This window comes from Paenibacillus sp. TSM33 (assembly GCF_056099025.1).
On record NZ_JBLZXB010000010.1, the window covers coordinates 724,606 to 736,580 of the forward strand.

An 11,975-nucleotide genomic window follows, 5' to 3' on the forward strand; every position below is an offset into this window, starting at 1 on the left:
GCAAATAGCGTAAGTTTGCTGCTTTCGGTATAATATAGATATAAGTGAAAGGAGCAGTGAAGTTGGACTCTAAAATTTTCAAAACCCTTGAATATCAAAAAATTCTAAATAAACTAAGTCACTATGCCCAAACGGCAACGGGACAACAGACAGCCCTTCGATTACAGCCCAGCGATGATTTGGAGCATATCAAGAAATTGCTGAAAGGTACGGATGAGGCCTATGCTGCTGATCGGCTGAAAGGAGTGCCTTCATTTAACGGAGTGGTGAATATCACACCTACGGTGAAGCGTGCCCGTATTGGAGGAACGTTAAGTCCGCAGGAGTTACATGGTATTCGGACAACAGTTCAAGCTGCACGCCGTATACAGGTGTATGTAACAAGTTTGCATGAGGAAAATCCTGTTGAAACATTGCTGTATTGGAGTGAGCAGCTTTCGGAACAAAGAAGTTTGGAAAACTCCATTAAAGGCTGTATTGACGAAAATGCAGAGGTGCTGGATTCTGCCAGTACAGAGCTATCACAAATTCGCCGGGAACTGCGCTCTGGTGAAGTGCGTATTCGTGAAAAGCTGGATTCCATGATTCGTTCCTCAACTGTGTCCAAAATGCTTCAGGATCAGTTGATTACAATTCGTGGAGATCGGTTTGTCATTCCGGTCAAAGCCGAATACCGTTCTTATTTTGGCGGAATTGTGCACGATCAATCCGGGTCTGGCGCAACATTGTTTATCGAGCCTGAATCCATCGTGGCCATGAACAACAAGCTGAGGGAGACCAGGCTGAGAGAAGAGCGTGAAATTGAAGTCATTTTACAAAAGCTGACCGCACTTGTCGCAGAGCAAGCGGATATGTTGCTGTATGATGTGGATATTTTGGGCAATCTTGATTTTATTTTTGCGAAAGCTCGTCTCGCTCGTGAAATGAAGGCAACGCTGCCCTTAATGAATGATCGTGGGTACTTGAAGCTGAAAAAGGGTAGACATCCTCTCATTCCGTTGGAACAGGTTGTTCCTATAGATGTGGAGCTGGGTAATTCGTATACCTCCATTATCGTTACTGGACCGAATACAGGGGGGAAAACCGTTACCCTGAAAACCATAGGTCTGCTAAGTTTGATGGCGATGTCTGGACTGTTTGTGCCTGTTGAGGATGAAAGCCAGCTATGCGTATTTGATGCAATCTATGCTGATATTGGTGACGAGCAGAGCATTGAGCAGAACTTGAGTACATTTTCCAGTCACATGACGAATATTATTAGCATCTTGAAAAATATGACACCCAAAAGTCTTGTATTGCTTGACGAGGTGGGGGCGGGAACAGATCCGGCAGAAGGTTCGGCCCTGGCTGTATCTATTCTGGAGCATATACATGCTCTGGGTTGCCGTATGGTGGCGACGACTCACTATAGTGAATTGAAGGCGTATGCCTATGAGCGCAAAGGAATTATTAATGCAAGCATGGAGTTTGATGTCGCTACATTAAGCCCGACTTACCGCCTTCTGGTTGGTGTACCTGGGCGAAGTAACGCTTTTGCCATTGCTGAGCGATTGGGATTACCGGGACGTATACTGGACTATGCCCGTGGTGAGGTAACGGAAGAAGACCAGCGCGTCGAGCACATGATTGCGTCATTGGAGCAGAACCGTTTGACCGCTGAGCAAGAACGGGAAAAAGCAGAGCAGTTGCGCAAGGAAATGGAAGTATTGCGTACTCGTCATCAGGCTGAGCTGGATAAGCTGGAGTCACAACGGGACCGTATGTTGGAAAAGGCTGAAGACGAAGCAAGAGTTCTCGTGGATAAGGCTCGTAGTGAAGCAGAGAAAATCATTACTGATTTGCGTAGATTGGCTCAGGAAGAAGGAGCCTCGGTTAAGGAGCATAAGCTGATTGCAGCTCGTAGAGAACTGGATGAGGCAGAACCCAAACAACGTAAGAAAAGCGCAGTCAAACGTCCGGCGACTCCGCGTACTCGTTCCATCATGGCTGGCGATGAAGTATCAGTTCACAGTCTGAATAAAAAAGGTCACGTGGTTGAACTGTCTGGCAGCAAGGAAGCTATCGTTCAACTGGGCATCATGAAAATGAAGGTTAGTCTGGATGATCTAGAGCTGCTGCAACCTGCCCCAACGACTACTCCAAGGGTTCAAAAGCCAGTGACTGGCGTTAAGCGCACACGAGATCATAACGTGCGAAGCGAACTTGACCTTCGGGGGGCAAACGTAGAGGAAGCGCTGATGGAAGTGGACCGCTTCATGGATGAAGCGTTTTTGGCCAATCTGGGTCAGGTATACATTATTCACGGCAAAGGTACGGGGGTCCTGAGAACCGGTATTCAGGAATACCTTCGCAAGCATAAGCATGTGAAAAGCTACCGTATCGGTAACTACAATGAAGGCGGCACGGGTGTAACGGTTGCTGAATTAGAATAGATCTGGGTTGCTGATCGGAAATGCTTGGTAGAACGGGAGGGACGAGGTGAAGATGGCGATTGATGAATTGCTATCACATCCGTTGGGGATGATGCTGGGTTATTTCTCCGTGGCGGTGCTGGAGTTAATTGTATTTTTGTCCTGCTTTGAGCTGGTAACCCGTTATAAATGCTGGGAAGAGATCAAGCGAGGCAATGTTTCGGTAGCCATGGCAACGGGTGGGAAAATGTTCGGTATTTGCAACGTGCTCCGCTTTGCGATGGAGGCGAAATCCAGCGTGTATGATACGATGATCTGGTCATTCGTTGGTTTTTTACTGCTACTTGCCGCGTACTTTCTTTTTGAATTTCTGACACCGGTATTTTCTATCGATCAAGAGATTAAAGAGGATAACCGTGCGGTTGGCTTGTTCTCCATGATTATTTCAATATCGTTATCGTATGTGATTGGTGCGAGTGTAACTTGACACATCCTGTATACTAGAGCTTGGTATACGCATTGGAACGGAAGGATGATAAAGCTTGGAAATGACTATTTGCCCATGGTGTAACATGGAAATTATCTGGGATGAAGAATTAGGACCTGAAGAAGAGTGTCCTTATTGCCATAATGTTCTGAAAGGATACTCAGACATCACCGATGATGAAGAGGAGTCTGAGCCTGTTTCTCCATCTGTTCACAGACATACGGATGGGCATGAAGATGTGACACACGATCATGCGGCTTCTGCAACTCCGCCGCTCCATGCTCATGAAAAAGAAGACCTAAAGGGTTATCGTACATTGAGTATTCAGCTCGGTGATGATGACGAGCAGGATATATTATACGAGGCAGAGGATGAAATCGTATCTGAAAAGCCAGCTGATGCACCGTTGTTGCAGGATAATGAGCTCCATAAGCTGCCTGTGCTGCATACTTTACAAAAATTCGAAGAAAGCGGTGCGGATCTTATGGCGTATGAACAAGGTGCTGAACAATTACTCGACAGACAAGATGAGGTTCTTGAATGTTCCCAGTGTGGAGAATATATGCTGCATGCGGGTTCGCAAACCGTAACCAGAGAAGGCTTCGAACCATCGATGTCTCCAGTTCTCGGCAAGCCTGTTCTGGATCTGCCGTTCGTCTTAAATGTTTATGTGTGTCCTAGCTGCTTCCATGTTCAGCAGACTTTGTCAGAGAATGACCGACTGCGAATGCTGGAGAAGCTCAGCGGTATTTCCAATAATTAAATAGCGATTCCCCGGATAGGTCCAAGCTCAATACGGGCATGTTAAATCAAAGAAATCTTTGAACAAGCTGGCTCGTAATAAGCTGATTGGTGATTTTTCCGTTAGGGGGAACTGCATTGAAATCAAACCTGAACGGACAATCCATTCTGCTATTAAGCTTGAATGGATTGTTTGTGTTTGCAGCAGCATTGTCCGGCACATTTCTTAATGTGTATTTGTGGAAAAGCAGGCAGGATTACGCGATGATCGGCTGGTTTAATGTCAGTCAACAAATTGCGCTGGGAATTATGGTCTGGGTAGCTGGAAAGTGGGTCAAGGAACATAACAAAATGAATGCTCTGCGCGTGGGAACTGCATTGTCCGGTTTATTTTATCTCATCGTGTTGTATACGGGACCGCAGGCTGTAAACTACATATGGCCGCTTGGAATGTTGTTGGGTGCAGCCTTAGGTTTATTTTGGCTAGCGTTTAATGTCATTTTTTTCGAAGTCACGGATCAGGCAAGCCGCGATCATTTTAACGGATGGGTGGGTCTGCTGGGCTCGTTTTCAGGTATAGTGGGTCCGTGGCTCTCTGGTTGGATTATTGCACGCATGGAGGATGACGCGGGTTATCGCGTGATATTCAGTATTTCCTTGGCCTTTTATGTTGTAGGAGTGGTGCTGAGCTTCTTTCTTCGCAAGCGTAAACCGACAGGAAAGTACAATTGGAAGGAGCCTAAGCAGCGATTGTCACAAAAGGGGAGTATGTGGCGTCCGTTGTCGTTATCGCTTATAACACAAGGCATCCGTGAAGGAGTGTTTGCTTTCCTGATTACGCTGCTCGTATATGTAGTTACTCAACAGGAATGGAAGCTAGCACAGTTTTCACTTATTACATCGGGGGTTTCATTTTTCAGCTTTTGGGCTGTTGGAAAATGGCTCAAGCCACACCATCGCTCGGCTGGTATGCTGTTGGGTGCTGTGCTGTTGGTGATCGCTCTTTTACCGTTATTGTGGCGTATGGAGTATAGCACACTGCTGATTATGGGGATTGGCACCGCCCTATTCATGCCCTTGTATTTAATTCCTATGATCTCTGCGAGCTTTGATCTAATGGGTACGAGTGAAGGAGATGCTAATCAGAGAGTGGAACTGGTTGTACTGCGCGAACTATGCTTAATGATAGGTCGGTTGACAGGAACACTCATTTTCTTGGGTGTCCTAAGTATCAGCAAGGCTCCTACGGCGATGATCTGGCTGTTGATTGGACTGGCATTGATGCCAGTGATTGGGTGGATTTTTATGCGAAGTGTGCTGAAAATGGAACAAAAAACAAAGCAAAGCAAGTCCCATTCCCATGCACGACGCTTGCACAAGCAAACCGAATAATTGAAAATTCAATACCAATAAACCTCCAAATCCGTTTATATAGGAAAAGGAGGTTCTTTTGTATCCAATTAAATTATCGGTTCCGTTGTTTCGGGCGAGGGTTTGGTAGGACGAGTCAGAGAATAAAGCTCCATTTCAGGTCGGTGTATGCCCGTCAGTTCATCAGCCAATAGCTGTGCTGCCATCATACTCGTGACTGCTCCATTCCCTCCGTAACCCTCCAGAAAGTAGCAATTTGGAAAACGCGGATGTGGACCAATATACGGCAAGCCGTCATGAGAGGAACCAAATACAGCTGCCCAAGCATAGTCGATCTGAAGTGGGACACCGGGGAAAAATTCCTTTAGCGATTGTAGCAGCTTTTGCTGTTGATGTAGGAGCCTGATTTCGCGCTGGCTGACGTCCAATATAGGTTCATCCAAACCACCAATAATGATCCGTCCCTCTGGAGTGGAGCGCATATATAGATAAGGACGAGCAGTTTCCCAGATCAGACACTGCTCATGCCATAAGGGAACATCTTCGATTGGATTGGTGACGATAGCATAAGAGTTCTCTAGAACGGCCCCGCGATCGGCTTTAATCTCTTGTGTTTCATAACCTGTTGCAAAAACAACTTTTTTTGCTCGGATCATTCCACCGCTTGTATGACAAACGACCTCATTATCGTTGAAATCAAAATGCTTGGCTTCCGTATGCTCATATAAGCGAACACCAAGACGGTTGGCAGATTGCAGTAGCCCCTGGGCAAAACAAAATGGATTCACTTCAGCATCTTCATGTGTGTACAACGCTGCTGGTTTTCGAAAAGGAAATCGCGCAGCAACTTGTTGCTCATCCCAGAACTCCACTGGAAATCCAAACCGGGTTAGCTGTTCGTACTCTTTCTGAAGCATCAGTACATCCTCCCACGTACTTGCATAGTACAGGCTGCTGCGCCGAATAAAAGTAGGGTCTGTATCCAGTGTGGTGGACAGCATTTCTAACTGATCCAGAGCATCTTTGCACATGCGGTAAAACAGTACACCGTTCGTTTCACCAAACGTGTGGATGCAAGAGGTTAAGGTCTTGTCATTACTATATTGTAGCAGTCCTGTATTGGCCGAAGAGCTTCCGTGTACCAGCTTGCGTTTGTCAATAACCACGGTGTCTACCTGTCGTTCTCCCAATAACCTGGAGCAAATGGATCCGCTCATCCCTCCCCCGATAATCAATACATCACAATTTAAATCCTCTGCCAAAGGCGGAAAATCAAGCGTCTGCTCCAAGGTATTAGGCCAATATGTTTTCCCGCTTATCAATTCCATATAAAATAGCACTCCTCATAGGTAATATGTAGTATCTCTTATGCGTACATAGTATTTCGCCAAATGGACAAGATAACCAGCGTGCAACAAAACATTTAAGGAGGCACTGAGATTATGCAATCTACGAACATGCAACCTTTAACAGGCAAAGAGCTGGAGTACATCGCGGACTCTATTTCCAATGAACAACTACTGCTCAAACAATGTGCGGCCACAGCAGCGTCTATTCAGCAACCAGCCATTCAACAAGCCTGTATGCAACTGGCAAGAACTCATGAGCACCACTTGAATGTACTTTTTAATGCTCTTCAACAGCATCAGCAGCTTGCTCCTATGCAACCGCAACAGTAATTTGGATCACCAATAAAGGAGGTAGACAGGATGTATTCACAAAACAATATGTCATTTATGCCCGAAGAAGATTTGCTCTATACCATTCTAGCCGATATGAAACGTACAGTGCGCGAGTACACAACGGCGACGACAGAATCCAATTGTCCTTCTGTTCGTCAGATGTTCACCGACCTTACAAATGATACATTGCGTATGCAAGGTGATTTGTACCATCTGATGAGTCAGAACAATATGTACTCTACCCCGTCTAAAGCATTGCGCTACGATTTGGACAAACAGATTCAAGAAGCTCGCAAGACCCAACAGGAATGCCATCAGTTCATTCAGCAAAAGTCGGCATCCGCAGGAGTATATGGACAATCGATGCACCAGCAAGGCCAGTCTGCTCACCAAAATAACCCTTATTATATGTAAACGGGATTTTCCGTTTTTGAAGCAAATTCCCATAACAGCCGTCCATCTGCCGGGTTTACCGGAGTGGACGGTTTTTCTTTGCAGGTTTAAAGTGCGTATTGTATGATGTATAGTAATCTCTTTCGATGGAGGCCTTATATAGAATGACAGAACTGAATGAATTGAAATTAAAAGTACTGGAATTGTTAAAAGAAGATGCAAGAAGAACACCGACCCTTTTGGCTACTATGCTAGGGGTTGACGAGCAGGATGTACGCACCTCAATTAAAGAGCTCGAAGACCAACATGTGATCGTCAAATACGCTGCTGTAGTCAATTGGGACAAAGTCGACGACGAAAAGGTTACCGCTTTGATCGAAGTACAGATTACACCTGAGCGTGGAAGAGGATTTGAAGGGATTGCAGAACGGATTTATTTGTATCCGCAAGTAAAATCTGTTTATCTTATGTCCGGAGCATATGACTTGCTGGTAGAGGTAGAGGGCCGAAATCTCCGTGAGGTTGCTAATTTTGTGTCGGAGAAACTGTCGCCTATTGACTCGGTTTTGTCTACCAAGACTAATTTTACGCTAAAAAAATACAAGCAGGACGGAATTATCTTTGAGGACCATCAGGAAGATAATCGTCTGATGATTTCGCCGTAAAGGAAGATCATGATGAATCTCAAAACAGAAGCATTTACAGACAGTAACAAGGCCATGAGTTCTTATTTATCCCCATTGGTACGCGAGATCCCATCATCGGGTATCCGTAAGTTTTTTGACCTGGTGGGTGGAAACAAGGACATTATTACCCTGGGGGTAGGCGAACCGGATTTTACAACCCCTTGGCATATGCGGGAAGCCTGTGTCTATTCATTGGAGCGAGGCTTCACCAGCTATACGTCTAATGCGGGAACGCCAGAACTGCGTGAAGCGATTAGTGAGTATTTGAATGAGCAATTTGACGTCCGCTATGATCCTAAAAATGAGATTATCGTAACTGTTGGAGGTAGCGAGGCGATTGATCTTGCGTTGCGCGCCTTAATTGTACCTGGCGATGAAATTCTCGTGCCTGAGCCGTGCTACATTTCCTATTCTCCAATCACTTCGATTGGAGGCGGGATTCCGGTCGGCATTGAAACGTTTGCCAAGGATGAGTTTAAGCTGACGGCTGAGGCGCTGGAGGCAAAAATTACACCTAAATCCAAGGTGCTAATTTTATGCTATCCGAGCAACCCGACCGGGGCTACGATGACTTATGAAGATTGGCTTCCGATTGCGGAAATCGTGGAAAAGCATGATTTGATCGTCATCTCTGATGAAATCTATGCCGAATTAAATTATGGGGATAAGCATGTCAGCTTTGCTTCGGTACCGGGTATGATGGATCGTACGATTCTCGTCAGTGGTTTTTCCAAAGCCTTCGCCATGACCGGCTGGCGTATTGGATATACTTGCGGGCATCCTGATTTGATTGCTGCTATGCTCAAAATCCATCAGTACACCGTCATGTGTGCGCCTTCTATGGGGCAAGTTGCAGCACTGGAAGGCTTGCGAAATGGTATGGGTGAGAAAGATCGAATGGTAGAAGCCTATAATCAGCGTCGCCGTCTGATGGTTGAGGGATTCAGAGAGATTGGTCTGGAATGCCATGAGCCAAGAGGGGCTTTTTACGTTTTCCCGAGTATTCAAAGCACAGGACTCAGCTCGGATGAATTTGCACAGCGCCTATTGGCAGAGGCCAAAGTTGCGGCTGTACCGGGCAATGTGTTTGGTTTGGGAGGCGAAGGGTATCTTCGTTGCTCATACGCGACTTCTGTTACCCAGCTGACGGAAGCTTTGGATCGAATTGGTCATTTTGTAGAAAAAGTGAAAAAAGAAGGTTAAAATTATTTTTTTATGGGTAATTCATAGAAAATAGTCTTTTATTTCTAAATTTCTATGCTATAATTTGAAATCGGAAGCAGGAAGTTCAATTTTTCAATTACAGGAGGAGTGCTCATGTCATATGTTGGATATAAGTCGCCGAGTTCAATAGGATACGACATTTCCCTGGAAGATGAAATTTTGTTCCTGCGCAATGAGATGATGCGGACGTTTCAGGAAGAGCAGTCCTTCACCTCTGATCTTGTCATCGAGATTAGCTGCAAGCTTGATTTGAAAATCAATGAATACATGAAGCTGTATGGTACGGAATGCAGGGTGTAACTGTGTGAAGTCACCATAGCTATGAAGAAGGCCGCAGGGCCTTCTTTTTTTGCGTTCACAACTTATGATATATTAATGGCATGGAAGAGGGGGCGTACATATGAGAGCAGGGCTAAAAAGGCTATCGCCATGGATCATCGGAATCATAGCACTTGTACTATTGGCTGGATGTGGGGGACGGGACAAAGACAGCTTCTCCATATTTATTATGGATAAAGGGGATGCTTCAGTCATTCGTGACGAGCTGGCACAAAAGCTTAAGGAGAAGCTGGGCGAACAGGCTCCGACGATCGAGATTTCAGTCAGCCCATTGTATAACCAGCAGAAGCTGGTCGTAGAATATGCGGCCGGAGAGCATGATTTGTTTCTTTTACCGGAAGAGGACATGAAGTTGTACGGACAGAATGGCTCGAATCTACCCTTAGATGATGCCTTTGACAAAAAGACGTATACCCGGGGTGTGTTCGAGGGCGGCGTATTTAAGAAAAAAGAGCAAGGGGAAGAAGGAACGGATGTAATCAAGGAAACTCATTTGTTCGGAATTCCGGTGGAGCAGATGAAGATGTTTAAGGGCCTAAAATATAACTCAAACACATTATTTGCTACCGTACCGCCACGCACAAGCAATAAGGAAGAAGCCATTAAGGTGCTGAAAGCACTCACGGAATGATAAAGGGGATGGAATGATATGGGTATTTATACCAGAACAGGTGATGAAGGACAAACCTCTGTGATCGGCGGTCGGGTGTCCAAAGATGACGATCGTGTGGAGGCGTACGGTACCATTGACGAGCTGAACAGCTTTGTAGGACAAGCGATCAGCTTTGCCGAAGGGGAAAAGTTTGCGGATATTCGGACTCAATTGGAAGAAATTCAGCAGGAGCTGTTCGATTGTGGCTCGGATTTGGCGTTTGTTAAAATCAGTGAAAGTAAATATAAGGTCAAAGACGAGCTGGCAGAGCGACTGGAAGGCTGGATTGATGCATGCCAGGAGGAAAATCCGAAGGTGGAGCGCTTTATTATCCCGGGAGGCAGCACATTATCTTCGACGCTTCATGTTTGCCGCACAGTTTGCCGTCGTGCGGAACGTCGTGCTGTTACACTAGGTAAGCACACAGATATCAATCCTGCGGTACGTCGGTATTTGAACCGCTTGTCCGATTATTTCTTTGTTGTGGCTCGCACAGCAAATGTACGTCAGGGTGTACCTGATGTCGAATATGTGCGCAGCAAAAAAGTGTTCCGCAAATAAGGAGGCAATCGGGAATTTGTGATGAGCTTGTACTATGAACCTATTGTATATATGATCCCTCCTGAGGAGGAGGGCATGCTGCTGAAGACCATTCTACAAAAACGTATGAACATCTCTCGCAAGCTCATATCCAAACTCAAGCTGACCGAACAGGGGATCATGCTGAACGGGATACGTGTGTATATCAGCGTAAAGGTGAAGTCCGGGGATCGAGTAGAAATCCGCATGGAGCGCGAGCGTTCCGATGATATTTTACCCGAACCTATTCCTTTTGAGATTTTGTTTGAGGATGAACATCTGTTAGTAGTGAACAAGGCGGCGGGTATGATTGTCCATCCGACTCACGGTCATTACACCGGGACGCTGGCGAACGGGGTTGTGCATTATTGGCAGACCAAGGGAGAGCTGTTTCGGTTTCGTCCTGTTCATCGTCTTGATCAGGAGACGACGGGCGTACTGGTTGTAGCTAAAAATCCGTATGTCCACCAGCATATTTCCGAACAGATGATTGCGGGAACGGTGGACAAGCGCTATACGGCTTTGGTACATGGACGCCCTGAGCAGCAGGAAGGCAGGGTGGACGGACCGATTGACCGCAACCCGGATAATCCACATTTGCGCATGGTGACCCCGGATGGTTATCCTGCTCTTACGCTATATAAGCTAGAGGAAGTATGGAACGGAGGAAGCCGCATCGGTCTAAAGTTGGAATCCGGACGTACGCACCAAATTCGGGTGCACATGACATATATCGGATGTCCGTTGATTGGAGACAAAATGTACCGGATGACACCCGATGACGCTGTGCAACGTGAGCGATATGTTCAGCTTGATGCGAGAATGCCACGACAAGCCCTACATGCTTCGGAGTTGTCCTTGGTACATCCTGTGGCAGGGGAGCGAATGACATTTTGCGCTCCTCTGCCGGATGATATGATCAGAATGCAAGAGCTGTTAAAGGCTCAATATCCTGAATAAAATAATCGACAAAGTTTGAAACCAAATGGAGGTTAATCTAGCAATGAGTCAACTGAAAGTTTACCAGTATTCAAAATGCAGCACCTGTCGTAATGCAGTGAAATGGCTGCAAAACAAGGGGCATGAGACGGAACTGATTCCTATTTTTGAACAACCGCCTGGCCCGGAGGAATTGGAAGACTTGATTAAAAAAAGCGGGCTGGAGTTAAAAAAGTTTTTCAATACGAGCGGTGAAGTATACAAAGAGTTAAAGCTGAAAGATAGGCTTGGAGAAATGAGCCGTGAAGAGCAAATTTCGCTTTTGTCCTCGAATGGAAGATTAATTAAACGCCCGATTGTAACCGATGGGAATAAAGTAACGGTAGGATTCAAAGAGGAAACATTTGAGGGGACATGGGGAGCTTAGTAAAGCCCAATTTTCCACCACGATATGTTATACTGTGGGGGTTA

Annotated in this window: 14 protein-coding genes; 13 read left to right on the forward strand and 1 reads right to left on the reverse strand. The window is 45.9% G+C overall.

Annotated elements, in window-relative coordinates; all coding sequences use genetic code 11:
* Positions 1-62: 62 nt before the first annotated feature.
* From ACN6NF_RS07220 to ACN6NF_RS07235, 4 genes are all read left to right on the forward strand, one after another.
* Positions 63-2,432 carry an endonuclease MutS2 gene (locus ACN6NF_RS07220; RefSeq protein WP_474316464.1) on the forward strand — a complete coding sequence of 790 codons (2,370 nt, stop codon included), beginning with the start codon at positions 63-65 and terminating at the stop codon, positions 2,430-2,432.
* Positions 2,433-2,484: 52 nt separating this feature from the next.
* Complete coding sequence (locus ACN6NF_RS07225; protein ID WP_014599569.1) at positions 2,485-2,898, forward strand: DUF350 domain-containing protein; 414 nt, start codon at positions 2,485-2,487, stop codon at positions 2,896-2,898.
* A gap of 55 nt (positions 2,899-2,953) precedes the next feature.
* Positions 2,954-3,661, forward strand: a complete 708-nt coding sequence (locus tag ACN6NF_RS07230; RefSeq protein ID WP_474316466.1) for a hypothetical protein — start codon at positions 2,954-2,956, stop codon at positions 3,659-3,661.
* Between the two features lie 116 nt (positions 3,662-3,777).
* Positions 3,778-5,031 (forward strand): MFS transporter, encoded by a 1,254-nt coding sequence (locus ACN6NF_RS07235; RefSeq protein ID WP_474316469.1) that lies wholly within the window; start codon positions 3,778-3,780, stop codon positions 5,029-5,031.
* 68 nt (positions 5,032-5,099) lie between these two features.
* Here the strand turns inward: ACN6NF_RS07235 and ACN6NF_RS07240 are convergent, their stop codons facing one another.
* The gene (locus ACN6NF_RS07240) at positions 5,100-6,338 is read right to left on the reverse strand and encodes an NAD(P)/FAD-dependent oxidoreductase (RefSeq protein WP_474316471.1); all 1,239 of its coding nucleotides are present in this window, start codon (positions 6,336-6,338) and stop codon (positions 5,100-5,102) included.
* Between the two features lie 114 nt (positions 6,339-6,452).
* Between ACN6NF_RS07240 and ACN6NF_RS07245 the strand changes: the two genes are divergently transcribed.
* The 9 genes from ACN6NF_RS07245 (at position 6,453) to ACN6NF_RS07285 (ending at position 11,931) form a co-directional block, all read left to right on the forward strand.
* Positions 6,453-6,689 (forward strand): hypothetical protein, encoded by a 237-nt coding sequence (locus ACN6NF_RS07245; protein WP_474316474.1) that lies wholly within the window; start codon positions 6,453-6,455, stop codon positions 6,687-6,689.
* A gap of 30 nt (positions 6,690-6,719) precedes the next feature.
* Positions 6,720-7,106 carry a spore coat protein gene (locus ACN6NF_RS07250; RefSeq protein WP_474316475.1) on the forward strand — a complete coding sequence of 129 codons (387 nt, stop codon included), beginning with the start codon at positions 6,720-6,722 and terminating at the stop codon, positions 7,104-7,106.
* A gap of 143 nt (positions 7,107-7,249) precedes the next feature.
* Positions 7,250-7,750 (forward strand): Lrp/AsnC family transcriptional regulator, encoded by a 501-nt coding sequence (locus ACN6NF_RS07255; protein WP_013370105.1) that lies wholly within the window; start codon positions 7,250-7,252, stop codon positions 7,748-7,750.
* A 12-nt stretch (positions 7,751-7,762) separates the two neighbouring features.
* Positions 7,763-8,974 carry an aminotransferase class I/II-fold pyridoxal phosphate-dependent enzyme gene (locus ACN6NF_RS07260; RefSeq protein WP_474316477.1) on the forward strand — a complete coding sequence of 404 codons (1,212 nt, stop codon included), beginning with the start codon at positions 7,763-7,765 and terminating at the stop codon, positions 8,972-8,974.
* 114 nt (positions 8,975-9,088) lie between these two features.
* A complete protein-coding gene (locus ACN6NF_RS07265; RefSeq protein WP_063209923.1) occupies positions 9,089-9,295 on the forward strand; it encodes an aspartyl-phosphate phosphatase Spo0E family protein in 207 nt (68 codons plus the stop codon).
* 100 nt (positions 9,296-9,395) lie between these two features.
* Positions 9,396-9,965 (forward strand): hypothetical protein, encoded by a 570-nt coding sequence (locus ACN6NF_RS07270; RefSeq protein ID WP_474316480.1) that lies wholly within the window; start codon positions 9,396-9,398, stop codon positions 9,963-9,965.
* An 18-nt stretch (positions 9,966-9,983) separates the two neighbouring features.
* Positions 9,984-10,547, forward strand: coding sequence for a cob(I)yrinic acid a,c-diamide adenosyltransferase (locus ACN6NF_RS07275; RefSeq protein ID WP_016820526.1), 564 nt, complete (start codon positions 9,984-9,986; stop codon positions 10,545-10,547).
* 21 nt (positions 10,548-10,568) lie between these two features.
* Entirely contained in the window at positions 10,569-11,525 is a 957-nt protein-coding gene (locus ACN6NF_RS07280) for an RluA family pseudouridine synthase (protein ID WP_474317531.1), read from the forward strand.
* Positions 11,526-11,568: 43 nt separating this feature from the next.
* The gene (locus ACN6NF_RS07285) at positions 11,569-11,931 is read left to right on the forward strand and encodes an arsenate reductase family protein (RefSeq protein WP_474316481.1); all 363 of its coding nucleotides are present in this window, start codon (positions 11,569-11,571) and stop codon (positions 11,929-11,931) included.
* Positions 11,932-11,975 lie beyond the last annotated feature (44 nt).